General features: G+C 46.0%; 36 protein-coding genes and 1 riboswitch. Of the genes, 28 read left to right on the forward strand and 8 right to left on the reverse strand.

The genetic code is table 11. From position 1 onward, the window contains the following. The first annotated feature begins 185 nt into the window (after positions 1 to 185). From comGA to G9F48_RS12540, 8 genes are read left to right on the forward strand one after another with little or no spacing between them, the layout of a single operon-like run. Entirely contained in the window at positions 186 to 1,256 is a 1,071-nt protein-coding gene (gene comGA, locus G9F48_RS12505) for a competence type IV pilus ATPase ComGA (RefSeq protein WP_003153083.1), read from the forward strand. Beyond that, positions 1,243 to 2,280: a competence type IV pilus assembly protein ComGB gene (comGB, locus tag G9F48_RS12510; protein ID WP_063174751.1), complete on the forward strand. Its 1,038-nt coding sequence runs from the start codon at positions 1,243 to 1,245 to the stop codon at positions 2,278 to 2,280. The genes comGA and comGB overlap by 14 nt, the downstream gene beginning before the upstream one ends. A 4-nt stretch (positions 2,281 to 2,284) precedes the next feature. Next, a complete protein-coding gene (gene comGC / locus G9F48_RS12515) occupies positions 2,285 to 2,593 on the forward strand; it encodes a competence type IV pilus major pilin ComGC (RefSeq protein WP_003153087.1) in 309 nt (102 codons plus the stop codon). Beyond that, complete coding sequence (gene comGD, locus G9F48_RS12520) at positions 2,583 to 3,020, forward strand: competence type IV pilus minor pilin ComGD (RefSeq protein WP_007612572.1); 438 nt, start codon at positions 2,583 to 2,585, stop codon at positions 3,018 to 3,020. Before comGC ends, comGD begins: the two co-directional genes overlap by 11 nt. Beyond that, on the forward strand, positions 3,004 to 3,318 hold the full coding sequence (comGE, locus tag G9F48_RS12525) for a competence type IV pilus minor pilin ComGE (RefSeq protein WP_146284356.1): 315 nt from the start codon (positions 3,004 to 3,006) through the stop codon (positions 3,316 to 3,318). Before comGD ends, comGE begins: the two co-directional genes overlap by 17 nt. After that, positions 3,227 to 3,727 (forward strand): competence type IV pilus minor pilin ComGF, encoded by a 501-nt coding sequence (gene comGF / locus G9F48_RS12530; RefSeq protein ID WP_231932011.1) that lies wholly within the window; start codon positions 3,227 to 3,229, stop codon positions 3,725 to 3,727. The genes comGE and comGF overlap by 92 nt, the downstream gene beginning before the upstream one ends. Beyond that, positions 3,728 to 4,105, forward strand: a complete 378-nt coding sequence (gene comGG, locus G9F48_RS12535) for a competence type IV pilus minor pilin ComGG (RefSeq protein ID WP_060562617.1) — start codon at positions 3,728 to 3,730, stop codon at positions 4,103 to 4,105. 56 nt (positions 4,106 to 4,161) lie between these two features. Further along, complete coding sequence (locus tag G9F48_RS12540; protein WP_165409564.1) at positions 4,162 to 4,341, forward strand: YqzE family protein; 180 nt, start codon at positions 4,162 to 4,164, stop codon at positions 4,339 to 4,341. A 39-nt stretch (positions 4,342 to 4,380) separates the two neighbouring features. On the opposite strand, the gene G9F48_RS12545 is transcribed toward G9F48_RS12540, so the two are convergent. Next, complete coding sequence (locus tag G9F48_RS12545) at positions 4,381 to 4,710, reverse strand: DUF3889 domain-containing protein (RefSeq protein WP_060562616.1); 330 nt, start codon at positions 4,708 to 4,710, stop codon at positions 4,381 to 4,383. Positions 4,711 to 4,968: 258 nt separating this feature from the next. Between G9F48_RS12545 and tapA the strand changes: the two genes are divergently transcribed. The 3 genes from tapA (at position 4,969) to tasA (ending at position 7,045) form a co-directional block, all read left to right on the forward strand. Beyond that, positions 4,969 to 5,640, forward strand: coding sequence for an amyloid fiber anchoring/assembly protein TapA (gene tapA, locus G9F48_RS12550; protein WP_165409565.1), 672 nt, complete (start codon positions 4,969 to 4,971; stop codon positions 5,638 to 5,640). Continuing rightward, a complete protein-coding gene (gene sipW, locus G9F48_RS12555; protein WP_012117977.1) occupies positions 5,612 to 6,196 on the forward strand; it encodes a signal peptidase I SipW in 585 nt (194 codons plus the stop codon). The genes tapA and sipW overlap by 29 nt, the downstream gene beginning before the upstream one ends. A 63-nt stretch (positions 6,197 to 6,259) precedes the next feature. Continuing rightward, on the forward strand, positions 6,260 to 7,045 hold the full coding sequence (gene tasA, locus G9F48_RS12560; RefSeq protein ID WP_003153102.1) for a biofilm matrix protein TasA: 786 nt from the start codon (positions 6,260 to 6,262) through the stop codon (positions 7,043 to 7,045). Positions 7,046 to 7,092: 47 nt separating this feature from the next. On the opposite strand, the gene sinR is transcribed toward tasA, so the two are convergent. The 4 genes from sinR to G9F48_RS12580 all read right to left on the reverse strand — a co-directional run bounded on the left by sinR (position 7,093) and on the right by G9F48_RS12580 (position 10,294). Further along, a complete protein-coding gene (gene sinR / locus G9F48_RS12565) occupies positions 7,093 to 7,428 on the reverse strand; it encodes a transcriptional regulator SinR (RefSeq protein ID WP_003153104.1) in 336 nt (111 codons plus the stop codon). 33 nt (positions 7,429 to 7,461) lie between these two features. Continuing rightward, on the reverse strand, positions 7,462 to 7,635 hold the full coding sequence (sinI, locus tag G9F48_RS12570; protein WP_003153105.1) for an anti-repressor SinI: 174 nt from the start codon (positions 7,633 to 7,635) through the stop codon (positions 7,462 to 7,464). A gap of 176 nt (positions 7,636 to 7,811) precedes the next feature. Next, positions 7,812 to 8,606: a YqhG family protein gene (locus G9F48_RS12575; protein WP_060562613.1), complete on the reverse strand. Its 795-nt coding sequence runs from the start codon at positions 8,604 to 8,606 to the stop codon at positions 7,812 to 7,814. Between the two features lie 17 nt (positions 8,607 to 8,623). Further along, a complete protein-coding gene (locus tag G9F48_RS12580; RefSeq protein ID WP_128574830.1) occupies positions 8,624 to 10,294 on the reverse strand; it encodes a DEAD/DEAH box helicase in 1,671 nt (556 codons plus the stop codon). Positions 10,295 to 10,438: 144 nt separating this feature from the next. Further along, a riboswitch (glycine riboswitch) is annotated at positions 10,439 to 10,539 on the forward strand. A 178-nt stretch (positions 10,540 to 10,717) separates the two neighbouring features. Here G9F48_RS12580 and gcvT point away from each other — a divergent pair. The 3 genes from gcvT to gcvPB are packed head-to-tail and all read left to right on the forward strand — an operon-like array spanning position 10,718 to position 14,647. Further along, a complete protein-coding gene (gcvT, locus tag G9F48_RS12585) occupies positions 10,718 to 11,818 on the forward strand; it encodes a glycine cleavage system aminomethyltransferase GcvT (protein ID WP_165409566.1) in 1,101 nt (366 codons plus the stop codon). Positions 11,819 to 11,832: 14 nt separating this feature from the next. After that, entirely contained in the window at positions 11,833 to 13,179 is a 1,347-nt protein-coding gene (gcvPA, locus tag G9F48_RS12590; RefSeq protein WP_165409567.1) for an aminomethyl-transferring glycine dehydrogenase subunit GcvPA, read from the forward strand. Beyond that, positions 13,172 to 14,647 (forward strand): aminomethyl-transferring glycine dehydrogenase subunit GcvPB, encoded by a 1,476-nt coding sequence (gene gcvPB / locus G9F48_RS12595; RefSeq protein WP_165409568.1) that lies wholly within the window; start codon positions 13,172 to 13,174, stop codon positions 14,645 to 14,647. Before gcvPA ends, gcvPB begins: the two co-directional genes overlap by 8 nt. 52 nt (positions 14,648 to 14,699) lie before the next feature. Here the strand turns inward: gcvPB and G9F48_RS12600 are convergent, their stop codons facing one another. Then, positions 14,700 to 15,080, reverse strand: coding sequence for a rhodanese-like domain-containing protein (locus G9F48_RS12600; protein WP_007408335.1), 381 nt, complete (start codon positions 15,078 to 15,080; stop codon positions 14,700 to 14,702). Positions 15,081 to 15,273: 193 nt separating this feature from the next. Between G9F48_RS12600 and G9F48_RS12605 the strand changes: the two genes are divergently transcribed. The 3 genes from G9F48_RS12605 to G9F48_RS12615 all read left to right on the forward strand — a co-directional run bounded on the left by G9F48_RS12605 (position 15,274) and on the right by G9F48_RS12615 (position 17,628). Beyond that, the gene (locus tag G9F48_RS12605) at positions 15,274 to 16,110 is read left to right on the forward strand and encodes a lipoate--protein ligase family protein (RefSeq protein ID WP_003153114.1); all 837 of its coding nucleotides are present in this window, start codon (positions 15,274 to 15,276) and stop codon (positions 16,108 to 16,110) included. 99 nt (positions 16,111 to 16,209) lie between these two features. Further along, a complete protein-coding gene (gene mntR / locus G9F48_RS12610; protein ID WP_007408338.1) occupies positions 16,210 to 16,638 on the forward strand; it encodes a transcriptional regulator MntR in 429 nt (142 codons plus the stop codon). A 114-nt stretch (positions 16,639 to 16,752) separates the two neighbouring features. Beyond that, the gene (locus G9F48_RS12615; protein WP_015388011.1) at positions 16,753 to 17,628 is read left to right on the forward strand and encodes a patatin-like phospholipase family protein; all 876 of its coding nucleotides are present in this window, start codon (positions 16,753 to 16,755) and stop codon (positions 17,626 to 17,628) included. Here the strand turns inward: G9F48_RS12615 and G9F48_RS12620 are convergent. Further along, positions 17,625 to 18,020 (reverse strand): SA1362 family protein, encoded by a 396-nt coding sequence (locus tag G9F48_RS12620; RefSeq protein ID WP_017418130.1) that lies wholly within the window; start codon positions 18,018 to 18,020, stop codon positions 17,625 to 17,627. The two genes, G9F48_RS12615 and G9F48_RS12620, sit on opposite strands and share 4 nt — an antisense overlap. Positions 18,021 to 18,054: 34 nt before the next feature. Further along, positions 18,055 to 19,011, reverse strand: a complete 957-nt coding sequence (locus G9F48_RS12625; RefSeq protein ID WP_003153120.1) for a DUF1385 domain-containing protein — start codon at positions 19,009 to 19,011, stop codon at positions 18,055 to 18,057. A gap of 221 nt (positions 19,012 to 19,232) precedes the next feature. Between G9F48_RS12625 and G9F48_RS12630 the strand changes: the two genes are divergently transcribed. The 11 genes from G9F48_RS12630 (at position 19,233) to spoIIIAG (ending at position 26,670) form a co-directional block, all read left to right on the forward strand. Beyond that, positions 19,233 to 19,763: a YqhR family membrane protein gene (locus G9F48_RS12630; protein ID WP_003153121.1), complete on the forward strand. Its 531-nt coding sequence runs from the start codon at positions 19,233 to 19,235 to the stop codon at positions 19,761 to 19,763. A 131-nt stretch (positions 19,764 to 19,894) separates the two neighbouring features. Next, the gene (locus G9F48_RS12635) at positions 19,895 to 20,956 is read left to right on the forward strand and encodes a M24 family metallopeptidase (protein ID WP_165409569.1); all 1,062 of its coding nucleotides are present in this window, start codon (positions 19,895 to 19,897) and stop codon (positions 20,954 to 20,956) included. A 24-nt stretch (positions 20,957 to 20,980) separates the two neighbouring features. Beyond that, on the forward strand, positions 20,981 to 21,538 hold the full coding sequence (gene efp / locus G9F48_RS12640) for an elongation factor P (RefSeq protein ID WP_003153123.1): 558 nt from the start codon (positions 20,981 to 20,983) through the stop codon (positions 21,536 to 21,538). A 147-nt stretch (positions 21,539 to 21,685) separates the two neighbouring features. Continuing rightward, positions 21,686 to 21,967, forward strand: coding sequence for a YqhV family protein (locus tag G9F48_RS12645; protein ID WP_003153124.1), 282 nt, complete (start codon positions 21,686 to 21,688; stop codon positions 21,965 to 21,967). Positions 21,968 to 22,043: 76 nt separating this feature from the next. Continuing rightward, positions 22,044 to 22,967 (forward strand): stage III sporulation protein AA, encoded by a 924-nt coding sequence (spoIIIAA, locus tag G9F48_RS12650; protein WP_044053459.1) that lies wholly within the window; start codon positions 22,044 to 22,046, stop codon positions 22,965 to 22,967. Next, positions 22,961 to 23,476 (forward strand): stage III sporulation protein SpoIIIAB, encoded by a 516-nt coding sequence (spoIIIAB, locus tag G9F48_RS12655; RefSeq protein ID WP_032874046.1) that lies wholly within the window; start codon positions 22,961 to 22,963, stop codon positions 23,474 to 23,476. Before spoIIIAA ends, spoIIIAB begins: the two co-directional genes overlap by 7 nt. Before the next feature lie 22 nt (positions 23,477 to 23,498). Then, positions 23,499 to 23,705 carry a stage III sporulation protein AC gene (gene spoIIIAC / locus G9F48_RS12660; RefSeq protein ID WP_003153142.1) on the forward strand — a complete coding sequence of 69 codons (207 nt, stop codon included), beginning with the start codon at positions 23,499 to 23,501 and terminating at the stop codon, positions 23,703 to 23,705. Positions 23,706 to 23,717: 12 nt separating this feature from the next. Next, on the forward strand, positions 23,718 to 24,107 hold the full coding sequence (gene spoIIIAD / locus G9F48_RS12665) for a stage III sporulation protein AD (protein ID WP_071392571.1): 390 nt from the start codon (positions 23,718 to 23,720) through the stop codon (positions 24,105 to 24,107). A gap of 32 nt (positions 24,108 to 24,139) precedes the next feature. Further along, entirely contained in the window at positions 24,140 to 25,348 is a 1,209-nt protein-coding gene (gene spoIIIAE, locus G9F48_RS12670; RefSeq protein WP_003153145.1) for a stage III sporulation protein AE, read from the forward strand. 16 nt (positions 25,349 to 25,364) lie between these two features. After that, a complete protein-coding gene (gene spoIIIAF, locus G9F48_RS12675) occupies positions 25,365 to 25,985 on the forward strand; it encodes a stage III sporulation protein AF (RefSeq protein ID WP_015388014.1) in 621 nt (206 codons plus the stop codon). Next, on the forward strand, positions 25,978 to 26,670 hold the full coding sequence (gene spoIIIAG, locus G9F48_RS12680) for a stage III sporulation protein AG (RefSeq protein WP_159164957.1): 693 nt from the start codon (positions 25,978 to 25,980) through the stop codon (positions 26,668 to 26,670). The genes spoIIIAF and spoIIIAG overlap by 8 nt, the downstream gene beginning before the upstream one ends. Positions 26,671 to 26,672 lie beyond the last annotated feature (2 nt).

Here is a 26,672-nt window from a genome sequence, read left to right on the forward strand (position 1 = left end):
CAGGCATACGCCTGCTTTTTTGATGGCTGAAAATGGCCGAATGGTTCCGGATTTCATTCAGTAAATCAAAGTCAGGGGGCTTATTTTTTATTTTTTTACGTTTTACACAGTGTAAAACGCATAATCTCTCCTTTGCCGGCTTTTGTGTATCTGATTTACAATACGTGCGGAAGGAGGGAAGTCTTGTGAAAAATATTGAAACATACAGCAGGAACATCATAAATGAGGCCTATACGGCAAGGGCTTCAGATATACACATTGTGCCGAGAGAAAAGGATGCTTTCATTCATTTTCGCATCGGCCATGCTCTTGTGAAAAAAAGAGTCTTAAAAAAAGAGGAATGCGTAAGGCTTATTTCTCATTTCAAGTTTTTATCGGCCATGGATATAGGAGAAAGACGTAAGCCGCAAAACGGGTCATTGTCTCTGCCGCTTCCGACGGAAACCGTTCATTTGAGAATGTCAACCTTGCCGACAATGAATGATGAAAGTCTTGTCATCAGGCTTTTGCCTAAGCGGCAGATTCCCCCTCTGGATAAACTGTCCTTATTTCGGGGGGCGGGCGCCGCACTATTGTCCTTTCTGAAGCATTCGCACGGCCTGCTTCTGTTTACCGGCCCGACCGGCTCTGGAAAAACGACCACCCTTTACTCGCTTGTCAACTATGCAAAAAGGCATTTCAACCGGCGGATTGTCACGCTTGAAGACCCCGTAGAAACAAGAGATGAGGATGTGTTGCAAGTCCAGGTGAATGAAAAAGCCGGAGTCACATATTCCGCCGGTTTAAAAGCGATTTTAAGACATGATCCCGATATGATCATCTTAGGGGAAATCAGGGATGCCGAGACGGCTGAAATCGCAGTCCGCGCGGCCATGACGGGACACCTCGTTCTTTCAAGCCTGCACACAAGGGATGCTAAGGGCGCCATATACAGACTGCTGGAGTTTGGGGTGAACATGACAGAAATTGAACAAACCGTCATTGCCATCGCTGCTCAGCGTCTGGTTGATTTAACATGTCCGTTCTGCAAAGAGGAAAACTGTTCGGTGTACTGCCGGATGTACAGGCAGACACGCCGTGCGGGCATTTATGAACTGCTCTACGGGAAAAACCTTACCCAATGCTTTCAGGAAGCAAAGGGAGAGCACGCCAATTTTCAATATCAGACGCTCCGCAGGCTGATCAGAAAAGGAATCGCGCTCGGCTATGTCACGACCGACAATTACGATCGGTGGGTGTATCATGAAGCGGATTAAACGAACCTGGCCGTTGAAGGATCAAGCGGCTTTTTTGAAAAGGCTCGGTGAAATGACGGAAAAAGGATACAGTCTGATTGAAGGGCTCAGACTGCTGAAACTCCAGCTGCATAAACGTCAGCTTGCAGAGCTGACGGACGGAATCCGCCGGCTGAGGGAAGGTGATGCGTTTTACGAAGTGCTTGAGGCACTGTCTTTTCATAAAGAAGCCGTCTCTATCTGCTATTTCGCAGAGAAACACGGAGAATTGCCGGGGGCGATGAAACAAAGCGGCGAATTATTACAGAGAAAGCTCATGCAGACGAATCAAATCAAAAAAATGCTCCGGTATCCGATGTTTTTAATTTCTTCCGTCTGTGTCATGTTTTATATCCTGCAAAGTTTAATTATTCCGCAGTTTTCTGGGATTTATCAATCAATGAATATGAATACATCCGGTGCGACTGCTTTCATCTTTGCGTTTTTTCGGCATTTTCATGAAGCCTGCGCACTGGCGCTGTCCGCCGCTTTCTGCTTGTTTTTGTACGTTTGGTTCTTATGTAAGAAAAAATCCCCGCAAGATAAAATGCTCATTGTTGTGAAAATACCCCTCTTAGGAAAAGCGGCCGTTCTTTTTAACAGCTACTTTTTCTCTTTACAGCTCAGCAGTCTTCTGAAATCCGGTCTTTCTATCTATGACAGCTTAACAGCTTTTAAAGAACAATCTTTTCTGCCTTTTTATCGTGAAGAAGCAGAGATGCTCATTACACGTCTGAAAGCCGGAGAAACCATAGAATCCGCTCTTTCCGGGCATCCGTGTTATGAAAAAGATCTTGCGGCTGCAGTCAGCCACGGACAGGCAAACGGCCTGCTTCACCGCGAACTTTATACGTACAGCCAGTTTATGATGGAGCGTCTTGAACAAAACGCGGCGAAGTATACCGGCATTCTCCAGCCTGTCATCTACGGTGTTGTGGCCGGTATGATTTTAATTGTCTACATGTCAATGCTGATGCCGATGTACCAGATGATGAACCAAATGTAAGGGAGTGCTTCGTCTGAAAAATCAAGATGGATTTACTTTAATTGAAATGCTGATCGTTTTATTTATTGTTTCCATTCTGCTTTTAATCACCATTCCTAACGTTACAAAACATAATCAAAGCATTCAGCATAAAGGCTGTGAAGGACTGCAGAATATGGTGAAAGCCCAAGTGACGGCGTACGAAATCGACCATGAAGGTAAAATGCCGGATATGAACGATTTACAATCAGAGGGATATATCAAAAAGAATACAGCCTGCCCGAATGGTAAACAGATCTTAATTAGTGGCGGAGAAGTTACAGTTGAACAATAACAGGCGGACAGAAAACGGGTTTACCCTTCTTGAAAGCCTGATTGTGTTAAGCCTGGCGTCCGTCCTGCTGACGGTTTTGTTCACGACGGTTCCGCCGGTCTGCACCCACCTTGCCGTGCGGCAAAAAACAGAACAGCTTCAAAAAGATATTCAGCTTGCCCAGGAAACGGCTATCGCAGAACATAAAAGAACAAAAATCACTTTTCTTCCAAAAGAGCATAAATACAAACTGCAGTCAGGCGGAAGGATTGTCGAGCGTTCTTTTGATTCGCTTCACATTACACTTGTGACTTTACCGGAGAGCCTTGAATTTAATGAAAAAGGCCATCCGAATTCGGGAGGAAAGATTCAATTGAAGAGCGCCGGGTTCACCTATGAGATCACAGTTTACTTAGGGAGCGGAAATGTCCATGCTAAACGGAAATAAAGGGTTCTCTACTATTGAAACACTATCAGCAATGGCCATTTGGCTGTTCCTTATGACGTCTATCATTCCGGTCTGGACGGGCATGCTGACAGATGGTCTGAAAATAGAAGATCGCCAGGAAGCGTACCAGCTTCTTCAGAAGCATATCAGCACTTATATGATGACCGGAAAAAAGCCGCCGTCTCCCAGCGTGAAGTGGAAGGAGGATGGTGAGTATTACAAAGTGTGTGCGGCTGACCGCGGCGAAAAAGAAATGTGTCTCAGCATTCTCAAAACAGACTGGCTTTACGCTTCTTAATGTTTTGTTCTCCTTGGCAGTCTGTCTTTTCCTATCAGGAACCCTGGGCCCGATTTTACATCTGTTTTTATCAAACCGGACCGATAACGGCGGATTAGACAGCCGGGAGCATCAAATTGCCGTTCAGCAGATCATGAACGAATGTAAACAGGCAGAGACTGTGAAACCGGCGGACGGCGGCCGGGCGTTAGCATGCCGGAAAACAGGAGGCGAAGAAGTGCGTTTTGAAATTTATCATAAGATGATAAGGAAAAGAGTAAACGGAAAAGGCCACGTGCCGATCCTGCAAAACGCGGTATCATTAACGGCTGATGTGAAAAACGGCCTGCTCTTATTAGAGATCTCAAGCGTTACAGGTAAAAAGAATCAGGCGGTCATTCCGGTTTACAGCTCTTTAAAAGGTGATTAAATGCACAAATCTGACGGTTTTATATATCCCGCGGTTCTGTTTGTTTCTGCCGCAGTTTTACTTGTCATCAGCTATACTTCATCTGATTTCATCACCCGAAAAACATTTGCGAAAGAGGCCGGGGAGTATTGGATCGGAGAGAATCTGCTCCAAAACGGCGCGCTGCTGTCAAGCCGCCATATGACACAGGGACAAAAGGTCCAAACTGGTACACAGCGTTTTCCGTACGGAACTGTTTCCTTCCGCATCACCGGGAGTGATCGCCGGGAAACGGTTCAGGTTACAATTCAGGCCGAAACAGTGTCAGGCACGAGACGGGAGGCTCACCTTTTGTTCGATCAGAAGAAGAAACAGCTGATTCAATGGACGGAAGTATAAAAAAGAGGCGGCGGGACAACACTTCATAGTAAAGACAGCACTATGAGGTGAGAGCCGTGAAAACAAATGATTATGTAAAATATATGACTGAGCAATTCGTTAAATATTTCGATACGCCGAAACAGGAACGGAGAGAGCGAAAAGAAGTGCGGAAAGAAAAGAAAGTGCCGGCTTCTCAGCACTGGTTCGGAATCTTGCCGTACAGTTTTAAGCTGTGGAAGCAGCGGAAAAAATAAAGTGAATCACACGAAAGGTCCTCCTGTATCAGGAGGGCCTTATTGGTATTCCTCAATGACGGCAATTTTATTTACCTTTTGGCTGTAGGGATTAAAAGAAATCGTAACAAACACACCAAATTCTTTTGCGCCATCCCGCAATGTCAAGTGGTACTGTTTGACTGCTTCATCCGTTCTTTTCCGATCCCACACCTTTTGAATAAATAATGTTTGGGCGAGCGGATATCTTTTTTTAGCTTCTTTTTCTGCTAACTTTTCCCATTTTGATTTATGGTGAACAGCATAATAAGGCACCTTTTCCGCCTGAGCTGTTCCTGAAACCCCGAAAACAAGAAGAGAAAGGCAAATCAGACTTTGTGTGATCATCATTCTTCGTCCTTTCGCTGTATATACTTTCCATTTTGTTCTAGTCACCTCGTTATTTTCTCACGTTTTATTAGAAAAAATTCCAAAAAGGTGTGTAATTTGAAGCAAAACGATGTTTTTGAAAGATACCATTCTCAAAAACGAACAATTTGACCGATTTTGACATTTTTCAAGACGATAATCCTTGATTATACTTTGTTCATACGGTTCTTTAAAGAGAACGGTTGTCATATTTATTAACAGTTTTACAGGGGGTAAGGCATGTTCCGATGGTTGCGAATGGAAAAAAAGGGCAAGGTGAGATGGCGGATGATGCTATTTTTACGGCTTTCGTTCATTTTTTGCCTGTCCGTGACGATATGTGCTCAGTTCACAGGTGATACAAGTTCCTCCTTCAATGATGTGAAAAGCTTCAGTCTCCCGGTTCAAACGTGCGGAGATTTTCAATATACGGATGACGATTGCCGTTATGACGAACGCTGGGATCAGAGTGATTTACATATAACAAATCAAACTGATACGTCAGGCACCGTGTGTGCGCCGCTTCAACTCTATGCCGAGCTGGAGAATAAGGGAAAAGAGCGGACTGTTTCTGACTGGAAATGGGAGCTCCATAAAATCGCTTCTCAGCAGCAGCCTTTACGAAACGGCAATGTTGTGGATAAAGGGCTTATTACTGATAAAAAAAGCAAAACGATTTATAAAATTGAGTCAAAGCGGTCTTTGCAGCCGGGCATATACGCATTCAAGGTTTACAAGCCTGAAGGGTATCCGGCGGACGAAGAAAAATTTGAGTGGTCAAAACCGATGAAACTCGTCAAATGCCGGGAACAGGCGACCGTTTCCGAGCTAAAGAAAACGGAGAAAGAGCCGGCTGAGCCGGTAAAAGAAAGCGGGGAAGAACATGAAAAAAACGCTGAAACTGATCAGTAATATTTTGTATGCCGTCATCTTCAGTCTGATTATTGTGCTGACGTTAACGGTGATTTCGACCCGGGCTTCCGGGGGTGAGCCGGCCATCTTCGGCTATACGCTGAAATCCGTGCTGTCGGGTTCAATGGACCCGGAATTTAAGACGGGTTCGCTCATAGCGGTAAAGAAAATTTCTGACGTGAATGACTTAAAAAAAGGGGATGTGATCACCTTTACGCAAGATGACGGAACAGCCGTCACACACAGAATAATCGGGATCACAAAAAAGGACGGGAACCTGCTGTTTGAGACAAAAGGGGACCATAATGCCGCCCCGGATGCCGCACCCGTTCAAGCTGAAAAAGTGGCGGCCCAGTATACGGGATATCAGCTTCCGTATGCAGGATATGTCATACATTTGGCAAGCCAGCCGATCGGAACGGCGATTCTGTTAATCGTTCCCGGCGTCATGCTTCTGATTTACTCAATAACAGTCATCGTCAGCGCCCTCCGCGATATTGAGCGGAAAACGAAAGCGCTGGAAGAACATGCGAAAAAGGGAACCATCTCCACATGAATACGGTTGCAACCTGGCGACAGGATTTGATAACAAAAAATAAAAAGTAAGGGGAGTACAAACATGGGTATGAAAAAGAAATTAAGCTTGGGCGTTGCCTCTGCCGCACTCGGTTTAGCATTAGTAGGAGGAGGCACATGGGCCGCATTTAATGATGTGAAGTCGACGGACGCTACATTTGCGTCAGGAACACTTGATTTATCGGCTAAAGAACAATCAGCCAATGTCAATTTGTCAAACTTAAAACCAGGTGATAAATTGACGAAAGATTTTGAATTCAGAAACAACGGTTCACTTGCTATTAAAGAAGTGCTGATGGCTTTGAATTTTACTGACTTTAAAGGAGCAAAGAAAGGAAATGAATCTGCGGAGGATTTCCTCAGCCAGTTTGAAATTACGGTTCTGACAGTCGGTAAAGAAGGGGGCAACGGCTATCCTAAAAATATCATTTTAAAGGCGGCCAGCCTGAAAGACTTATACTTAATGTCAACAAAGCAGGATAAAGCAGCTGCCGAAGCGATCAGCAAGCACATTGATCCGAAATTCCTGAGTGAGAGCGGAAAAGTCAATGTGGCAACCATTAACGGTAAAACAGCTCCTGAGTACGACGGAGTTCCGAAAACGCCTGCTGATTATGACCAGGTGAGAATGGAAATCCAATTTAAAAATGACACCGCAAAAACTGCGGACGGATTAAGTGTGCAAAACAAGTTCCAAGGCAATGCGATTTCTCTTCAATTCTCTTTTGAAGCAACGCAATGGAACGGCTTGACTATTAAGAAAGATCATACGGATAAAGACGGTTACGTCAAGGAAAATGAAAAGGCTCACAGTGAGGATAAAAACTAATCCGAAAGTCGGACAGTTAAAAGAGGAGTTGTGCACATATGGCGGCACTACTCCTCTTTTTGCGCTTTTCTCCATTTTTGATAATCTAAAAATTCACGAAATTGTTTTTTTGATACCCCGGATGTCATCGCATCGCGAACTAATTTCTCCCATTCACTATCTAATTGACCATCGTATTCGGTTTCATGTTTTTCATCAAGTAAAGTATGAACCGAGACGTCCAGAACAGCGGAGACTTTTTCGAGAAATTGAATGGAGGGGTTCGTCTGTAAATTTCGTTCTATTGAGCTTAAATAAGACTTCGCTACCCCAGCTTTTTCAGCTAGTTCTGATAGTGAGTAGCCTTTTTCTTTTCGGTATTGTTTAATACGCTGGCCAATCAATGTCATCACCTTCCTTGTGATATTATAGCACATTCAGAAAGGATTTACGGTATGACTTCTGGCTGCCTGGATATGTTGAGAAGACTTTTTATGCGAAAGCAGGTATTTGCGTATTTCTTCTAGGCTGATATTTGCTTTTTGAGCTTCTAATATCAGCTCAACCCATTCCTTATCTAATTGCGAAAATTCCATTTTTGCATTTTTCATGCATTTTCTCCTCCTAAAATACTTGTTTATGTATTTCAGCCAATCCGCCCATGACCTTATCTTTACATGTCTGGAAGTGATTCATCGCATGCGAAACGCCAGAAATTTTTTCTATATACTTTTATTATAATATAGAATTTCCAGAAAAAACGGGAAAGGTGTCGAATGGATAACGCTTATCCAGAAAAATTACTTTGCAGGAAAAATAAACCGCCGTTTTCAATCTGAATGTGAATTTTCGGCTGATATAAGGCTTTCAGCGCTTGTTTTTCCAAATGGTATTCCTCAGGTTTTTCTTCTGTCTGCTCATAAAACTGATCGAGCAGCCTGAGGTCCTTTTTCCATCTGGCGATCGCGCTGTCAGCCCAGTCTGACGGCTCTTTGGCGGCAGCGTCTTTTAAGTAATGCTCCATCCTTTTAATCCCGCTTTCCGGCTTAATCATCGGCGATATGGTAAAGCAATAGTCTGATATTTGCGAGGTCAGCGGAAGCGTTGCAAGCTTCTGCTGAAACCCTTCTATAATTGTTCCAGAAACAAGATGCAGGCCTAAAGACAAAAGTCTGTCTTTTTTCATGTCGGATTGGTATGAAATCACTACATTTAATCCAAGCCAGGGCTGAAGCGGCACTCTGGCTCCGGCTGATACAATTTTCTCATATATTCTTGTAAATCTCCCATTTTGTTTAACTGCTTGAAAGATTTGAAAGAGGCGCGGGGCTCCAAAGTAAATAAACTCGCCGTCCATATCCTCCGGAGCCGTTTCTTTATCAGTGATGAACGTAATCTTCATCGGGTTCGGTTCGCCGCCCGTTTTTTCACGCCAATGCCAATAAAACGGGCGGTTCATAATTTGTTTGTCCATCTCGACCGTCAACTGAACCGTCATAAAACCCGGCCCGTGTTCTGTAATCGGGCAGTGGTTCGCTTCAAAAAAGCGCAGTAAAAATTGGTGAACCTCCTGCTGTCTCATGTCGCGCTACCTCCTTTTTAAGAGCCTTTTTTTCTGGCGGGTTTTTCCGTACTGTACGACAGAAAAGAGGTGAGATTGTCCATTTTGATTCTCATTTCCTCCTCTGTCAGCGAATGGCATAAAATATCATGCAAATGGTCTTCAAAATTGCTCACTTTGATTTTTGTTAAAATGTCATCTAATTCTCCGACGACATTTTCAAATAAATGAATTTTGTCATACAGAAGTTTTAAGATATGTTCTTCCACCGTATGTTTTGTCGCCATATTGTAGATATGGACATCTCTTTCCTGACCGAGTCTGTGAATCCTTCCGATTCTTTGTTCAAGCCGCATCGGGTTCCACGGGAGGTCATAATTGATAATATGGTTGCAGAATTGCAGGTTGATCCCTTCGCCTCCGGCTTCTGTAGCGATCAGCACCTGCACTTTGCCGCGGAAAAGATCCTTCATCCAGTCTTTTTTTCCGCGTTTAAATCCGCCTCTGAACGGAACGGAGCTTATGCCGTTCTGCTGAAGGAACCATTGCAGGTAAATCTGTGTCGCCCTGTATTCAGTAAAAATAATGACTTTATCATTAATCTTTTGGATCAAGTCAACAACTTGAATCGCTTTTGAGTTTTGCGTGACTTGATTGATGCGGTCCATTAAATTAGCGATCGTCTGTTCATCGAATGCGGGCGCTTGTTTGTCTTTTTGGTCAAGCATTTTTTTGAGCGTCATATACACGGCTTCCCGGCTTGAACAGCACTCTCTTTGCAGCGTCATAATGGAAAATGCGCTTGCGGGCTTTTCCGTGCCGTTTTTCAGTGCGGCAATGTCATCGTAAAGCGCCTGTTCCGTCGGTGAAAAGGTGATCGGCACTGTTTCCACGTGGCGCTTCGTCCATGTAAGGCCGGTGTCGCTCCGCGTGTTGCGGATCATCACCTTATTGACGAGTTCTTTCAAATGCTCATGAGCGTCAATCCCGTCCTTCTGATTGAAGGTTTCTTGAAATCCGCTTTCGTTTCCTAAATGGCCGGGCTTTAACAGTGACACTAAATTGAAGATTTCTTCGATCCGGTTTTGAATCGGCGTCGCCGTCAGAAGCAGGCAGTATTTCTTCACAAGACTTCTCGCAAATTCATAATTTTTCGTTTTGCTGTTTTTGAGCTTGTGCGCCTCGTCAATAATGACGAGATCATACGGAATAGAAAGGACAATGTCTTTGTGAGGGGAGCGTTTGGCCGTATCAATAGAAGAAACGACGATATCGCACTGTTCCCACACATAGCTTTTCTTCTGTTCAACAGCGGGTATTAAAAACTTCTCCTGAAGCTCTTTCACCCACTGGGAAACGAGTGATGCCGGCACAAGAATCAGGATTTTCTTGGCCAGCCCGCGAATCATATATTCTTTTAAAATCAGGCCCGCTTCCACCGTTTTTCCGAGCCCTACTTCATCAGCCAAAATCGCCTTGCCGTTCATTTTTTCAACGACTTTCTGCGCGACCTCAAGCTGATGGGGAAGCGGAGTGAAATCGGGAAGGTACAAAGGAGCCCTCAACCCTTCGAATTCAGGAATGGCAAGGGTCTGCTGGACTTCAGCCGACAGTTTGTACATCTCCCAATTTGACCAGGGACCGTCCGTTTTCAGCCGCTCAGAAAACTCTCCCGGCCAGTTTGCATCAAATATGATCTCTGCTGTCATATGTAACAAAACCGCCTTTCTTTTAAAAAACTGATTTATCATAATTTTTGTTGCCGGACGTAAATGAGGGTGGTAGGATATAAGTAATGATTTCACTAAAAGATATTGCTTTAGTATGTCCATAAAATTGGTAAATATGAGCGAATGACAGCAAGGGGAGAGACTCGGACGAAAGATGGGCGTCCGGGCGCCGAAGGAGCAAACTGCGGAGTGAATCTCTCAGGCAAAAGAACTCTTGCTCGACGCAACTCTGGAGAGTGTCTGCACTTAGAAGAAGCAGGCCACCAAAGGGGACGTCTTTATGATATGTTCATAAAGTAAACTTTCAGGTGCCGGGACAGAGAAACCTTCATTTTTATGAGGTGTTTCTCTGTCCTTTTTTATATGTTTTTACAATGCGCCAATGACTGAAGGGGGAAGATGATGCTGAAACGAACACCGCTTTATGACGTGTATAAAGAATACGGCGGAAAAACGATTGATTTTGGAGGATGGGAGCTGCCGGTTCAATTTTCTTCTATTAAAGAGGAGCATGAAGCCGTCCGCACAAAAGCGGGCCTGTTTGATGTGTCTCATATGGGGGAAGTTGAAGTATCCGGTAAAGACGCCCTGTCTTTTCTGCAAAAAATGATGACAAATGACGTTGCCGATTTAAAGCCGGGAAACGCGCTTTATACCGCCATGTGTTATCCTGACGGCGGCACGGTCGATGATTTGCTGATCTATCAGAAAAGCGAGAGCTGCTATCTGCTCGTGATAAACGCGTCTAATATTGAAAAAGACATCGCCTGGCTGACGGAACATGTGGAAGGCGACGTCACGCTGACGAATCAGTCTGACGGGATTTCACTGCTTGCCGTTCAGGGGCCGAATGCCCAGACGGTTCTTGCAAAGCTGACTGAATGTGATTTGTCCTCCTTAAAGCCGTTTACATTTATTGACGAGGCGGACGTTGCCGGACGCCAAGTCCTGCTTTCAAGAACAGGCTATACCGGTGAAGACGGGTTTGAGTTATATTGCCGAAATGAAGATGCGGTTCATCTATTTAAGGAGATACTTGCATCGGGAGAGCATGAAGGTCTCGTTCCGTGCGGCCTCGGCGCCCGTGATACGCTGAGATTTGAAGCGAAGCTTGCTTTATACGGTCAGGAATTGACGAAAGATATTACACCGATTGAAGCCGGAATCGGATTTGCCGTGAAACACAAGAAAGATTCCGATTTTTTCGGGAAATCTGTATTGCGCGAACAGAAAGAAAAAGGAGCCCCGCGAAAGCTGGTCGGACTTGAGATGATTGAAAAAGGGATTCCGAGACACGGGTACGCCGTGAAAAAAGACGGTGTTCCGATCGGTGAAGTCACGACAGGCACGCAATCTCCGACTTTAAAGAAAAATATCGGCCTTGCCTTAATCAAAACGGAATTCAGTGAAGTCGGAACGGAAGTAGAAGTGGAAATCCGTAAAAAAACGGTAAAAGCGAAGATTGTCCGCACACCGTTTTATAAACGTCCAAAACAGAGCTGAAAAAGGAGAGTCATATGAAGCATCGATATTTGCCCGCGACAGAACAGGATAAAAAAGAAATGCTGAAAGCCATCGGCGCAGAAACAATTGATGAACTGTTTGCCGATATTCCGGAAGATGTGAGGTTTCAAAAAGACTACCAAATTAAAAAAGCAAAATCTGAAACGGAGCTGACGAGAGAGCTGACAAAGCTTGCGGCGAAAAATAAAGACGCTGTTACATATGCATCTTTTCTGGGCGCAGGAGTGTACGATCACTACCAGCCGGTTATCGTCGATCATGTGATATCCCGATCAGAGTTTTACACGGCTTATACGCCTTACCAGCCTGAAATCTCACAAGGGGAGCTGCAGGCGATTTTTGAATTTCAAACGATGATCTGTGAATTAACGGGAATGGATATCGCAAACTCCTCTATGTACGACGGGGGAACGGCGCTTGCGGAAGCGGCGATGCTTGCGTCGGGACATACGAAAAAGAAAAAAATCGTCATTTCCGCAGCCGTTCATCCGGAATCACGGGATGTTTTGAAAACATACGCAAAGGGCCAATATATTGAGGTTGTAGAGGTGCCCGCGAAAAACGGCGTCACAGATCTTGAAGCATTGGAACATGCCGTTTGTGATGAGACGGCCGCCGTGATCGTTCAGTATCCGAACTTCTTCGGACAAATCGAGCCGTTAAAGGACATTGAGCCGCTCGCACATAAAGGAAACAGCCAGCTGATTGTTTCTTCAAACCCGCTCGCGCTCGGTATTTTGACACCGCCCGGGGCATACGGAGCTGATATTGTCGTCGGAGACGCGCAGCCTTTCGGCATACATGCGGCGTTCGGCGGCCCGCACTGCGGCTATTTTGCAGTAACGAAAAAACTGATGAGAAAGGTGCCGGGCCGGCTTGTCGGCCAAACGGAGGATGAAAACGGGCGAAGAGGTTTTGTTCTCACCCTTCAGGCGCGCGAGCAGCATATCAGAAGAGACAAAGCCACGTCTAACATTTGTTCAAATCAGGCGCTGAATGCTTTAGCGGCTTCAGTCGCGATGACGGCGCTCGGAAAAAACGGCGTCAAAGACATGGCCCGCCAAAATATATTGAAAGCTGATTACGCGAGACGCCAAGCGGAAAAAGCCGGCTTGCACGTAGCATTTGACGGCCCGATATTTAATGAATTTGCCGTCAGGCTTAATCTTCCCGTCAAGGAAGCAAACCGGCGGCTCCTGCAAGACGGCATCATCGGCGGATATGACTTAGGTCTTGCGTATCCGGAACTGGATCAGCATATGCTGATTGCCGTCACAGAGCTGAGAACGAAAGAAGAGATCGATTCGCTTATTGCGGGATTGGGGGATCAACATGAATAATCAAGATCAGGCGCTTATTTTTGAAATGTCCCGCGAAGGGCGTGTCGGTTACAGCCTTCCGGAGCTTGATGTGCCGGAAACAGAGCTTGAAAGCCTTCTTCCCGGTGACTATATCCGCGATGAAGACGCAAAGCTGCCGGAAGTATCAGAGCTTGATATTATGCGGCATTATACCGCTCTTTCTAAGAGAAACCACGGAGTTGATTCAGGCTTTTATCCGCTCGGCTCCTGTACGATGAAATACAATCCGAAATTAAATGAAAAGATTGCCCGGTTCGCAGGTTTTTCCGCTATTCATCCGCTTCAGGACGAGGACACAGTTCAGGGGGCGCTTGAGCTTTTATACGATTTAAGCGGACACTTGGAGGAGATTACGGGCATGGACGAGGTGACGCTGCAGCCTGCGGCGGGCGCTCACGGTGAATGGACCGGCCTGATGATGATCCGCGCCTACCACGAAGCGCGGGGAGACTTCGGACGGACGAAGGTGATTGTCCCTGATTCAGCCCACGGTACGAATCCGGCATCCGCCACGGTCGCCGGTTTTGAAACGATTACCGTTAAGTCAAATGAGCACGGGCTGGTTGACATTGAAGATTTGAAAAGAGCGGTAAACGAAGAAACAGCTGCGCTGATGCTGACGAATCCGAACACCCTCGGGTTATTTGAAGAAAACATTACGGAAATGGCTGAAATCGTCCATCAGGCCGGCGGAAAGCTTTATTATGACGGAGCGAATTTAAATGCCGTTTTAAGTAAAGCAAGGCCGGGAGATATGGGATTTGACGTCGTCCACCTTAATCTGCATAAAACATTTACCGGGCCGCACGGCGGGGGAGGACCGGGCTCAGGGCCGGTCGGAGTGAAAAAAGAATTCATTCCGTATCTGCCGAAACCCGTTCTTACGAAAAAAGAGGGCCGTTTGACTTTTGACTATGACCGGCCGCAGTCGATCGGGCGCGTAAAACCTTATTACGGCAACTTCGGCATTAATGTCAGAGCCTACACGTATATCCGTTCCATGGGGCCTGACGGCTTAAAAGCTGTGACCGAAAACGCGGTTTTAAATGCAAATTATATGATGAGAAGACTCGCGCCTTATTATGATCTCCCGTATGACCGTCATTGCAAGCATGAATTTGTGTTATCGGGAAGAAGGCAGAAAAAGCTCGGCGTAAGAACGCTTGATATTGCCAAACGGCTTTTGGATTTCGGCTATCATCCGCCGACTGTGTATTTTCCTCTCAATGTTGAAGAAAGCATTATGATCGAACCGACGGAAACGGAATCGAAGGAAACGCTTGATGCGTTTATAGATGCCATGATTCAAATTGCGCGGGAAGCGGAGGAATTGCCTGAAATCGTTCAGGAGGCGCCGCATACAACAGTTGTCAAAAGAATGGATGAAACCAAGGCGGCAAGAAAGCCGGTTTTAAAATACGAACGTACACCTGACGTCAGCCGCTGACACGGTATAAAAAAAGAGCTTCCGTATAAAACGGACAGCTCTTTTTTCATGATTAGTTTTTTGCTTTAATTTTTCCGCCCCATTTTTTAAATCCGCCTTTCAGGTTGTAAATATCTTTGCAGCCGTGTTTGCGGAGCGTCTGTGCCGCGCGTCCGCTGCGGACATTGTTTTGGCAGTACAGATAAACGGGTTTATCAGGACGGATTTCACTTTTGCGCTGTTTCAGCTGTGACAGCGGAATGTTGCGCGCGCCGAGAATATGGCCGCCTTCAAATTCATTCGGCTCACGGACGTCAATCAGCTGCGCTTTTCTGTAGCCCGCGCGGAATTCCTCTTCCGTAAGTGTTTTCATTAAACGCTGCTGGTAAAAATACGACACGATCATATAAACGATAAACGCCGCAACAATAATTAAAGCAATCATATTAGACAATGCGATTCTACTCCTTTAACTTATAAAATCAAAACCCTGCTTCCTGAAAACAAGGCTTACCGGACGTTTTGGGACAAATACTATTATAGTAAAGCATGAAGCGATTGTCATCCTTAATGAAACGAAATATTTTTCATTTTCAAGGCAGTTTGTTAAACTGATTTTATTAAAACGATAAAGAAGGGTTCAGTGTATGGAAAAAGAAACATGGCGGTTTATTGACTCAGGGAATGAAAGCCCGGCATTTAACATGGCGCTGGATGAAGCGCTTTTATATTGGCACAGCCAAAAAAAAATTCCTCCGGTGATCCGATTTTACGGCTGGAATCCGGCAACTTTGTCTGTCGGGTATTTTCAAAATATTAAGAAGGAAATTAACTTTGACGCAGTACATAAACACGGCCTCGGGTTTGTCAGAAGACCGACAGGCGGACGGGGTGTTCTGCATGATAAAGAATTGACATACAGCGTAATCGTTTCAGAGGATCACCCGGAAATGCCGGCCACGGTGACAGAGGCGTACCGGGTGATTTCAGAAGGTATTCTGCAGGGATTCAGAAACCTTGGACTTGATGCCTGCTTTGCGATTCCGCGAACGGAGAAAGAAAAAGAAAGCTTGAAAAATCCGCGCTCGTCCGTCTGCTTTGATGCGCCTTCGTGGTATGAACTGGTCGTTGAAGGACGGAAAGTTGCCGGAAGCGCACAGACACGCCAAAAAGGCGTCATTCTTCAGCACGGTTCCATCCTGCTTGACATTGATGAGGATAAACTGTTTGATCTGTTTTTATATCCGAGCGACAGAGTCCGTGAGCGCATGCAGCGGAATTTCAAAAACAAAGCGGTAGCCATCAACGCCTTAGCGCCGAAACGGGTAACGATGGATGAGGCCAGAATCGCTTTTAAAGCCGGTTTTGAGGAAGGGCTGAACATTCATCTTGAGCCTTACACACTCACGTCTGAAGAGCTTGCATTTGTCAATGAGCTGGCTGAGACGAAATACGCGTCTGATGAATGGAATTATAAGCGCTGATAAGGCTTGACAGACCGGAAGCATCCTTGTTTTTTCATGACCGTTAGTGTAAACTTGTAATGGTTTATAAAGTTAAGGTGCTTTTTGGGAGGGTTACTTATGACAACACCAAGTATGGAAGATTATATTGAACAGATTTATATGCTGATAGAAGAAAAAGGATATGCACGGGTTTCTGATATCGCGGAAGCTTTGGCAGTCCACCCCTCCTCTGTAACGAAAATGGTTCAAAAACTAGATAAAGACGAGTATTTGATTTATGAAAAATATCGCGGGCTCGTATTGACGTCAAAAGGCAAAAAGATCGGCAAACGGCTCGTATACAGACACGAATTGCTTGAGCAGTTTTTAAGAATCATTGGTGTTGATGAAGAGAAGATTTACAATGATGTTGAAGGAATCGAACATCATCTGAGCTGGAACAGCATTGACCGCATCGGCGACCTCGTTCAGTATTTTGAAGATGACGAAAGCCGGAAAAAAGAATTGAAATCCGTACAGAAAAAAACCGAAAATCCCGGTGAATAAAGGGCAGCCCGAAATGGGGCGCCCTTTTTTTAATGTCTTCATTCTTTGGTCTATTTCGCCCAGCCGTTTCTTAAAATAATAATACACCTTGAGATGGAAGGGAGAGGGCGCGCTATGCAGATTGACGGCGTATTTTCGGGAGGGGGGATAAAAGGGGTGGCGCTTGCCGGCGCTTATGAAGCGCTGGAAGAAAAGGGCTTTCGCTTTGAAAGGCTCGCCGGAACAAGCGCCGGCGCGATTATTGCCGCATTTATCGCTGCGGGCTATACGAGCAGAGAGGTTCATTCCATCATAGATGAGGTGGACGGAAGGCAATTGCTTGATCAGAGATGCTCATTCCTCCCGCTGAAAATCCTGCAGTGGGTGTCGATATATTGGCGCCTCGGACTATACAGAGGCGATATGCTGGAAAAGTGGATTGCGGATAAATTAAAAGCGAAGGGTATCATCGCGTTCGGCGATTTGAAAAAAGGCTCGCTCCGTCTCATCGCTTCAGATCTGACGAACGGAACGATGATCGTGCTTCCTGACGATCTTCCCCGCTACGGATTAAATCCGGAGATGTTCCCGGTTGCCAGAGCCGTCAGAATGAGCTGCAGCATTCCCTATTTTTTTGAACCGATAAAACTGAAGACCGAAAAAGGCACCTCAACGGTCGTTGACGGCGGCGTGTTAAGCAATTTCCCGATTTGGCTGTATTCAAAAGAACGCAAACGGCCGGTCATCGGAATTTCGCTTTCGCCCAACGAAAAAGAGCGCCCGAAAAAATCAATCCGCAACGCTTTTGAGCTGTTCGGGGCTTTGTTTGAAACGATGAAAGACGCTCATGATGCCAGGCATATCGCGACAAAGTATGAACAGAATATTATTTTTATTCCGGTGGAACATGTGATGGCGACGGAGTTTCATCTCACACCGCAAAAAAAACTAGCTCTCATTGAGCTAGGAAAAAGCAGAACAGAGCAATTTTTGAAGCAATGGAGCTATTAAAAAAGCGCTCTGTTTTTCTTTTTATTCTTTTTGCCTTCTATGACGGTAAGCTGGGTCTGGCTTTTTTTCTTAAGAATCATCGGCTTCGGTCTGCTGCTGCTCGGCACGCTCCGCAAATGGCTGACCCGGCCTCTGTGTCCGGCGCGGTGCTTCGCTTTTTGCTCCTTCATTCGGAGCCGCGATTGTCTGGCCGCTTTTTTGAAAGCGGTTCCGTCACGGCCGGTGCGTCGGTTCAGGACCGTCCTCACGATAAAATAAATAATAACGCCTGCGATAATTACGGTGATCGCTCTTGAAATCATCTGTCCGGGGTTGGTTACCGCCGCATAAATGAAACCGAATGCGCCAAGCGCTATCAATACAGCAAAAAAAGGTTGTACACGATGATTCATAACTGCCCACCTCCAAAATAATAACGGTAACGGTTCAGATTACGTTGTGAGACGGCTTTTCGCTCTGTTCTGAAATGTCTTCCAGTCTGAGAAGCTCGTTAAAGCTTTCTATGGCAACCTCGACCTGATCATCCGCCGGTTCCTTTGTAGTCAAAAGCTGCAGCCACAGGCCGGGGTAACCGAGCACTTTCAAAACGGGGATATTCCGCACTCTGTTCGTCAGCTGGAGCACTTCAAAGGAGATGCCGAGAACGACCGGTATAAGCGCAATCCTGTCTAAAATCCGCACCCAAAGCGGATCTGTCGGAACGAGTAAATAGACGAACATGCCGACAATGATCGTAAATAAAATAAAGCTTGAACCGCAACGGTAATGAAGCCGTGACTGTTTCTGAACATTTTCTATTGTAATTGGCAAATTCTGTTCATAACAGTTTATGACCTTATGTTCGGCTCCATGATATTGAAACACTCTTTTAATTAACGGCGTCATTGATAAAAAATAAATGTAGCCGAGAAGCAGAATCAGCTTAAACAGACTTTCGATTCCGATCTGCGCGGCGTCTGAGGAAAATACGGGCCTTACAAGCTCCGCTAAGAAGACCGGGACGAGCGTAAAAACGAATTTGCTGAACAAAAACGACAGTACGCCGATCACCGCCAGGCTGAAAAACATCGATAAGCCGGAACCCTTCTTATCTTCCTGCTCCAGCTTTGCGTCATCCTGAGGATCAAGCCCGTAACGTTCGCTGGAAAAGTTTAAATGCTTTGTGCCGTTGGCGCTCGCCTCAATGATGGCGACGATTCCCCGCAAAAAAGGAATCTTTTTTAAAGCCGAAAGCTTGGCGTTCGGCACTCTCGGAAGCTTGAAAAAATCAATGCTTCCGTCATTCCTGCGGATGGCGGTAACATAATTTTTTCTGCCGCCGAACATTACCCCTTCAACGACAGCCTGCCCGCCGTATGCAGGGGGCGTTTTTTGTTTGGACATTGTTTATCAACCTGCCTGTTTTCTTAGGATTTACTAACCATTTCCTTTCACTCTATTGTACAGGAAACCGCGGTAAACCTCTAGTTAGACAGCCGGAAAATCAATGCTTTTTCTACATGCAGTATACCCCGTTTCTTTAGATTTTACTCATTGAATGAAAATATGGCGCAGCTTTTTATGACTTTTTAATTTTTGGGCAGTCTATGACTGGAGGTGCCATGATGACAAGCGAAAAACATTCAGAACAGGAAGAAAAAAAGAAGCAGGATGATGATCAGCAGCCTGTTTCATTTACCGGCAGAATTTGCGGTATCGGATTTGCCGGCGGTGTATTTTGGAGTTTGATCGGCTATCTCGGGTATGTCTTTCATTTTTCAGAGATCAGCCCCAACATGATTCTTCAGCCGTTTATGATCGGAGAATGGAAAAAACAATGGCTAGGCACGATGGTCAGCATCGTTGTCATCGGATTCATTTCAATTGCCGGGGCGTTTATTTATTTCGTCTGCCTGAAGCGTTTTAAAACCATGTGGCCGGGGATGGTGTACGGCGTCATTTTATGGTGTGCGGTTTTTTTCTTATTCAATCCGATTTTCGAAGATGTGAAATCCGTCACTGAATTGAAATCAGATACAATCGTGACGACGCTTTGCCTTTACATTCTGTACGGTTTGTTTGTCGGCTACTCAATTTCCTTCAACTACAATGAACTTACGTCAGACAAGCTTGCAAGGGCGCTCGGCAACAAGTGAATAAGTGTATAATCCCTGTCCGGTATGGTAAAATGTTCACGAGAAGTGAACATTTTTTGTGCTGAAAACCGGGCGGGGATGCTCCCGCGTTGTCAGGCGGCAGTCAAGAATCGGCGAGGAGGAGAAAGGGAATGAAACTGGAGAAATTGCGAAATCTTTTCGGTCAGCTGGATATAGACGGAATGTTGGTGACAAGCTCCGCCAATCTGCAGTATATGACGGGATTTACGGGTTCGTCAGGCCTTGCGGTCATATCGAAAGAACGTGCGGCATTTATCACGGATTTCCGTTACACCGAGCAGGCGAAGACGCAAGTGAAGGGTTTTGACATTATCGAGCACGGCGGTAGCTTAATCCAAACGGCTGCGGATACGATTCTTGAGTACGGCGTTAAAAAACTCGGCTTCGAGCAAAACAGCATGACGTACGGAACATATGCATCCTACCAAGCGGTGCTGCAGGAAGCGGAGATGGTTCCCGTCGCGGATTCCGTTGAAAAGTTGCGCTTGATTAAGTCAAGTGAAGAGATTAAGATATTAGAGGAAGCTGCGAAGATTGCGGATGATGCGTTTGAACATATTCTGACGTTTATCAAACCGGGCATCTCAGAGATTTCAGTTGCAAACGAGCTCGAATTTTATATGAGACGTCAAGGAGCAGACGGCTCTTCCTTTGATATGATCGTCGCCTCGGGAGTCAGATCCAGCCTTCCCCACGGAGTGGCAAGCGGCAAATTGATTGAAAAGGGAGACTTGGTCACGCTTGATTTCGGCGCTTATTATAAAGGCTATTGTTCTGATATCACACGCACCGTCGCGGTCGGAGAGCCAAGTGATAAACTGAAAGAGATTTATCAGGTCGTATACGATGCCCAAGCGCTTGGTGTCCTGCATATAAAACCCGGCATGACGGGAAAAGAAGCGGATGCCCTGACGAGGGATCATATCACCGCAAAAGGCTACGGACAGTATTTCGGCCATTCGACAGGACACGGGTTCGGAATGGAAGTCCATGAATCACCGGGGCTGTCTTTCAGGTCATCGGCCGTTCTTGAGCCGGGCATGGCGGTAACGGTTGAGCCGGGCATATACATACCGGATGTCGGGGGCGCAAGAATCGAAGATGATATCATCATCACTGAGAACGGCAACCGGACAATTACGCATTCCCCTAAAGAATTAATTATTTTGTGATCGGAATATAGGAGGACATCAAACATGATTTCAGTTAACGATTTTCGTACAGGACTAACGATTGAAGTAGACGGCGGCATTTGGCGCGTCGTTGACTTTCAGCACGTAAAACCGGGAAAAGGAGCGGCATTTGTCCGTTCTAAATTGCGTAACCTGCGCACGGGCGCTATTCAGGAGAAAACATTCCGTGCAGGTGAAAAAGTCGCGAAAGCTCAAATCGAAACAAAAACGATGCAGTATCTTTATGCCAACGGCGATCAGCACGTGTTCATGGATACAAGCTCATATGAACAGCTTGAATTGAACGAAAACCAAATCGAAGAAGAATTGAAATACCTTCTGGAAAATATGTCTGTGCATATCATGATGTATCAGTCTGAAACGCTCGGTATTGAACTGCCGAACACAGTTGAACTGAAAGTTGTTGAAACAGAGCCGGGAATTAAAGGCGACACGGCGTCAGGCGGCACGAAACCTGCCAAAACGGAAACAGGCCTTGTCGTAAACGTACCGTTCTTCGTGAACGAAGGCGATACGCTGGTTGTAAATACATCAGACGGTTCTTACGTGTCAAGAGCGTAGTTAAAGAAATTCGGAGTCTGCTCCTTTTACGGGGCAGGCTTTTTTTGCGTTCTGCCTCAGAATCTTTCTTCTATATGAAAATAGTGAGACTACTTCCGTCAGCTAGAGCATATAGTGTAACAAAATGCTTGAAGTTGGGGGATTGCAATGAAATTTTTGTTCGGTTCAATCAATTCTACTGTTTTAACGATGGCCGGTTTACGAGTTTTGTCCTCGCTCATTGAATTATCGGCCGCTATTATCATGCTTTTGACAAACGACATCAGAAAAGCGGTTGTGGTGAATAGTATTTTGGCAATCGTCGGCCCTCTGATCTTTATCATCACAATGACGATCGGCATTTATCAGATTGCCGGACAGCTCTCATATGCAAAATTAATATTGATTTTTGCGGGGGTGGTGCTGATTTTGGCCGGTGTGCATAAATAGAGGGCCGGGGTGTCATAAAGTCTGTCCCGGATCATACATTTTAAAGAAGCCAATCGGTAAAAAGGAGGAGACTCTATTGAATGAAATTACAGAGGTTCTCCCTGAATTATTGAGAGATGCCATCTCCGCCGTGCCCGAAGAAGCGAGGCGGGATACAGAAGAAATCAGAATCCGGGTCGACAGGCCGGTTGAACTGATCCAAAAAGGACAACCTTTGTATTTGTCATATGTGTGTACGGCCGGCGACGCACAGCTGATCCTCAGCCGGCTCAGCAATTACAGTATGTACACGCTTGAAGAAGAGCTGAAAAAAGGATACATCACAATCAGAGGAGGCCACCGTGTGGGGCTGGCCGGAAGAGTCATCGTCGAAAACGGAGCCGTCAAAGGACTCCGGGATATTACTTCTTTTAATATCCGAATCGCCCGGGAGAAGCTGGGGATCGCAGAACCGCTCATTCCTTTCTTATGGAAAGAAAACTGGCTGAACACGCTGATCATCGGTCCTCCGCAAACGGGGAAAACGACCTTGCTTCGTGATTTGGCCCGTCTTTCCAGCACCGGATCAAAACGCATCCCGGCAAAAAAGACAGGTATCGTAGATGAACGGTCGGAAATTGCCGGCTGCCTGCGGGGCATTCCCCAGCACAGTTTCGGCCGCAGAGTCGATGTCCTTGATGCCTGTCCGAAGGCGGAAGGGCTGATGATGATGATCCGTTCTATGAGTCCTGATGTCATAATTGTGGATGAGATCGGCAGAATGGAAGACTCACAAGCGCTGCTGGAGGCGCTCCATGCGGGCGTATCCGTTATCGTCTCTGCGCACGGGTGGAATATGAAAGACTTGGTCAAGAGGCCGTCGCTGAAAATGCTGTGGGAGGAAAACGTGTTTGACCGGTATGTGGAGCTGTCAAGACGCCGCGGTCCGGGAACGATCAGCAGGATGTACGGAAAGGACGGAGAACCGGTTCCGCATGCTGAAAGCGTGATGACATGCTGAAGCTTTTGGGTGCCGTGTTCATTCTGACGGCGACGACATGGACGGGATTTGAGATCGCCAAAATGTATATTGAAAGGCCGCGGCAGATCCGTCAGCTGCGCGCGGCGCTGCAATCACTAGAAGCGGAAATCATGTTCGGGCATACGCCGCTGCATACCGCCTCGGGACAAATTGCCGCACAGCTTTCCAAACCTGTATCGTTATTGTTTCAAGCTTTCAGCAGAAGGCTTGAGCAGGGAAGCGATTCCGCCAAAACGGCTTGGGAACAGAGCTTGAAACATAACTGGCCCTCCATGGCGATGAAAAAAAGCGAATACGATGTGCTGAAGCAATTCGGAGAGACGCTCGGGCTCCATGACCGTGTTTCTCAGCAGAAACATATCAAGCTTGCGCTTACACATTTGGAAGCGGCGGAAGCGGATGCCGGACGGGCGCAGGCGAAAAATGAAAAAATGGTGAAAAGCTTAGGATTTTTAGCCGGACTGTTACTCATTCTTCTATTGATGTAAACATGAGGGGAGCAAACATAAAATGGGAGTCGACGTAAATGTCATTTTTCAAATCGCCGGAGTCGGTATCGTGGTTGCGTTTCTGCACACCATACTTGACCAAATGGGAAAAAAAGAATACGCCCAATGGGTGACGCTGCTTGGCTTTATCTATATTTTATTTATGGTGGCGACGATTGTCGATGACCTGTTCAAAAAGATCAAAGCTGTGTTTCTATTCCAAGGATAGGGGGGCTTACAGATTGAGATTGTTCAAATTGTAGGTTTAGGCCTGATCGCCACATTTCTCTCCCTGATCGTAAAAGAACAGAAACCGACTTTCGCGTTTATGATTGTCGTCTTCAGCGGCTGCGTGATCTTTCTCTATCTCATCGATCAGATTTACGACATTATCAGAATGATAGAAAAAATAGCCGTCAATGCAAATGTCAATATGGTCTATGTGGAAACCATTTTAAAAATTATCGGCATCGCCTACATCGCTGAATTCGGTGCGCAGCTGACAAAGGATGCGGGCCAGGGAGCGATTGCTTCGAAAATAGAGCTGGCCGGAAAAATTTTGATACTGGTAATGGCCGTGCCGATACTCACCGTCATTATTGAAACGATTCTCGGACTTATTCCTTCTTGAGCATAAATAAAATGGAAAGGGGGGCACAAAAAATGAAGCGCTTTCGGTGGGCGGGGGCTTTTTTGTTCATCCTCTTATTTTTTCAGACTGAATGTGTACAAGCTGCCGGAACAGACGGTGCGTCGCAGGAAACCGCAGTTCACCAAGAATCCGCTGATGAAGTGGCCAAAAAGCAGGCCGAAGCGCTGAAAACAGAAGGCATCGGAAAGTTTTGGGACGACATCATGACAGAATACGGCGGTCTTCTGCCTGAAAGCCAAAAGGGAAGCATCATCGACTTTATTAACGGAGAAAAAACGTTCTCGCCGGAGGCATGGCTGAAGGCTTTATTTTCATACTTGTTTCATGAAGTGCTCGCAAACGGAAAGCTCCTGGGAACTTTGATTCTTCTCACCATTTTTTGTGTCATTCTGCAGCTTTTGCAAAATGCGTTCCAGCAGAGCACCGTCAGCAAAGTGGCTTATGCAATCGTCTACATGGTGCTGATTATTCTCGCTTTAAACAGCTTTCATGTTGCCGTCAATTATGCCAGTGAAGCGATCCAGACGATGACAAGTTTCATTCTCGCGCTCATCCCGCTTTTACTCGCGCTTTTGGCGTCTTCCGGGGGAGCCGTCTCCGCAGCTTTTTTTCACCCCGTTATTTTATTTCTGATGAATACGAGCGGCCTTCTCATTCAAAACATTGTCATGCCGCTTATCTTCCTGTCAGCGATTTTAAGCATCGTAAGCACGATGACGGATCAATATAAAGTCACGCAGCTTGCCAATCTGCTCAGAAATATCGCGATCGGCGCGCTTGCCGTATTCCTCACCGTGTTTCTCGGCGTCATCTCCGTACAGGGGGCTTCGGCTGCCGTGACGGACGGGATTACGCTCAGGACTGCAAAATTTATCACAGGCAATTTTATTCCCGTGCTCGGCCGGATGTTTACGGATGCGACGGATACGGTCATCAGCGCCTCGCTCCTATTAAAAAACACCGTGGGAATCCTAGGAGTCGGAATTTTGATCTGCATCTCCGCGTTTCCGGCGATTAAAGTGCTCTCGCTCGCTTTTATTTATAAGCTCGCGGCCGCTATTCTGCAGCCGCTCGGAGGCGGTCCCGTCATTACGTGCCTCGGCGTCATCAGCAGAAGCGTGCTGTATATTTTCGCGGCGCTCGCCATCGTCTCTCTCATGTTTTTCCTCAGTATTACAGTCATTATTACAGCAGGCAACCTCACCATGATGATGAAATAAAGGAGGCCCATTGGATATGAGCTTTTTAACAGAATGGCTGACAAGCATTATTTTATTTATCTTATTCGCCATCGTCATCGACATGCTGCTGCCAAGCTCCAGTATGCAAAAATACGCCAAGATGGTTGTCAGCCTGCTGTTAATCATTGTCATGCTCAACCCGATCTTCAAACTTTTCAAAACAGACCCGGAAATCATCTTCGATTATTTGACAAAACAAGAGCAATCCCAATCCGCTGATATAAAAAATCAAATCAAATCAGAAAAAAAAGAAATACAAGCATCAAACCGCGCATATGTTTTAGAAGAAATGGCTGTCCAACTAAAAAAGAAAGCGGAGGAGATGTTCAGTCATGACGAATACAAAATAGACGACATCCGCCTTACAGCGGAAGAACAGGTTCGTTCAGAAGAAGATGTAAAAACGATCAGCGTGTATATGGCCCCATCTTCTGAAAAAACCGTGCAAACCGTCGCACCGATCGACATCCGCACAGACCGCAAATACGAACCGGAAGGCGCAGCCGAAAAAAAAGAGGCCGCAGACATCAAAGAAAAACTTGCGGATATATGGGAAATCGGCAGTGAGAAAATTACGGTTTATATGGAAGGCGGGGAGAAAAACGGCCATGAATAAAAACGGACTATGGACCATACTCAAAAAACAGCTGATGATCGGACAGGCGAAAGACGGAGAAAAACCAAAACTGACAAAATATCATTACTTTCTGTTCGTGTTTGTGCTCGGGGTATCTTTTATGCTGGTGAGCCAGCTGTTCTCTTCACCGGAGAAAACCGGGAAGGACCAAGCGGCGCAGACCGTCATGTCCGGCCGAACGGAAGACAAAAGCGGGCAAAAAAGCGCACCCGTTTTTAAGGCATCGAAAGACAGCAGCGCCAAAACCACAATCGATGATTACGAAAGAGACTATGAAAACCAGCTGAAAGAAATCCTTGAAACGATTATCGGCGTGGAGGATGTCTCAATTGTCGTGAACGTAGACGCCACATCTTTGAAAGTGTTTGAGAAAAATAAAACGAAAAAAGACACCACCACCGAAGAAACCGATAAAGAAGGCGGCAAAAGAAGCGTAACCGATCAAACCTCAGAGGAACAAATTGTCATGATTCGAAACGGGGATCAGGAAACCCCGGTCGTCGTCCAGACGAAAAAGCCCGATATCCGCGGTGTACTCGTTGTCGCTCAGGGAGTGGACAACGTTCAAATAAAAAAAACCATCATTGATGCCGTCACAAGGGTGCTTGATGTTCCGAGCTACCGTGTAGCGGTTGCCCCTAAAAAAATCAAGGAGGATTCATAAAT

The organism is Bacillus sp. EKM420B, from assembly GCF_011065565.1.
GTDB classification, from domain to species: Bacteria; Bacillota; Bacilli; order Bacillales; family Bacillaceae; genus Bacillus; species Bacillus velezensis.

Excerpts from the sequence above, each read along its gene's own strand:
- G9F48_RS12575 (WP_060562613.1), bottom strand. The coding sequence starts at position 8,606 with ATGAGACAGCAGGAGGTTCACCAATTTTTACTGCGCTTTTTTGAAGCG.
- G9F48_RS12580 (WP_128574830.1), bottom strand. The coding sequence starts at position 10,294 with ATGACAGCAGAGATCATATTTGATGCAAACTGGCCGGGAGAGTTTTCT.
- spoIIIAE (WP_003153145.1), top strand. The coding sequence starts at position 24,140 with ATGAAGCGCTTTCGGTGGGCGGGGGCTTTTTTGTTCATCCTCTTATTT.
- G9F48_RS12625 (WP_003153120.1), bottom strand. The coding sequence starts at position 19,011 with ATGTCCAAACAAAAAACGCCCCCTGCATACGGCGGGCAGGCTGTCGTT.
- G9F48_RS12645 (WP_003153124.1), top strand. The coding sequence starts at position 21,686 with ATGAAATTTTTGTTCGGTTCAATCAATTCTACTGTTTTAACGATGGCC.
- sinI (WP_003153105.1), bottom strand. The coding sequence starts at position 7,635 with ATGAAAAATGCAAAAATGGAATTTTCGCAATTAGATAAGGAATGGGTT.
- gcvPA (WP_165409567.1), top strand. The coding sequence starts at position 11,833 with ATGAAGCATCGATATTTGCCCGCGACAGAACAGGATAAAAAAGAAATG.
- mntR (WP_007408338.1), top strand. The coding sequence starts at position 16,210 with ATGACAACACCAAGTATGGAAGATTATATTGAACAGATTTATATGCTG.
- comGB (WP_063174751.1), top strand. The coding sequence starts at position 1,243 with ATGAAGCGGATTAAACGAACCTGGCCGTTGAAGGATCAAGCGGCTTTT.
- spoIIIAC (WP_003153142.1), top strand. The coding sequence starts at position 23,499 with ATGGGAGTCGACGTAAATGTCATTTTTCAAATCGCCGGAGTCGGTATC.
- G9F48_RS12630 (WP_003153121.1), top strand. The coding sequence starts at position 19,233 with ATGACAAGCGAAAAACATTCAGAACAGGAAGAAAAAAAGAAGCAGGAT.
- gcvT (WP_165409566.1), top strand. The coding sequence starts at position 10,718 with ATGCTGAAACGAACACCGCTTTATGACGTGTATAAAGAATACGGCGGA.
- sipW (WP_012117977.1), top strand. The coding sequence starts at position 5,612 with ATGAAAAAAACGCTGAAACTGATCAGTAATATTTTGTATGCCGTCATC.
- comGF (WP_231932011.1), top strand. The coding sequence starts at position 3,227 with ATGGTGAGTATTACAAAGTGTGTGCGGCTGACCGCGGCGAAAAAGAAA.
- G9F48_RS12615 (WP_015388011.1), top strand. The coding sequence starts at position 16,753 with ATGCAGATTGACGGCGTATTTTCGGGAGGGGGGATAAAAGGGGTGGCG.
- efp (WP_003153123.1), top strand. The coding sequence starts at position 20,981 with ATGATTTCAGTTAACGATTTTCGTACAGGACTAACGATTGAAGTAGAC.
- spoIIIAF (WP_015388014.1), top strand. The coding sequence starts at position 25,365 with ATGAGCTTTTTAACAGAATGGCTGACAAGCATTATTTTATTTATCTTA.
- spoIIIAG (WP_159164957.1), top strand. The coding sequence starts at position 25,978 with ATGAATAAAAACGGACTATGGACCATACTCAAAAAACAGCTGATGATC.
- gcvPB (WP_165409568.1), top strand. The coding sequence starts at position 13,172 with ATGAATAATCAAGATCAGGCGCTTATTTTTGAAATGTCCCGCGAAGGG.
- spoIIIAB (WP_032874046.1), top strand. The coding sequence starts at position 22,961 with ATGCTGAAGCTTTTGGGTGCCGTGTTCATTCTGACGGCGACGACATGG.
- G9F48_RS12620 (WP_017418130.1), bottom strand. The coding sequence starts at position 18,020 with ATGAATCATCGTGTACAACCTTTTTTTGCTGTATTGATAGCGCTTGGC.
- G9F48_RS12605 (WP_003153114.1), top strand. The coding sequence starts at position 15,274 with ATGGAAAAAGAAACATGGCGGTTTATTGACTCAGGGAATGAAAGCCCG.
- G9F48_RS12545 (WP_060562616.1), bottom strand. The coding sequence starts at position 4,710 with ATGATGATCACACAAAGTCTGATTTGCCTTTCTCTTCTTGTTTTCGGG.
- comGG (WP_060562617.1), top strand. The coding sequence starts at position 3,728 with ATGCACAAATCTGACGGTTTTATATATCCCGCGGTTCTGTTTGTTTCT.
- tasA (WP_003153102.1), top strand. The coding sequence starts at position 6,260 with ATGGGTATGAAAAAGAAATTAAGCTTGGGCGTTGCCTCTGCCGCACTC.
- tapA (WP_165409565.1), top strand. The coding sequence starts at position 4,969 with ATGTTCCGATGGTTGCGAATGGAAAAAAAGGGCAAGGTGAGATGGCGG.
- comGE (WP_146284356.1), top strand. The coding sequence starts at position 3,004 with ATGCTAAACGGAAATAAAGGGTTCTCTACTATTGAAACACTATCAGCA.
- G9F48_RS12635 (WP_165409569.1), top strand. The coding sequence starts at position 19,895 with ATGAAACTGGAGAAATTGCGAAATCTTTTCGGTCAGCTGGATATAGAC.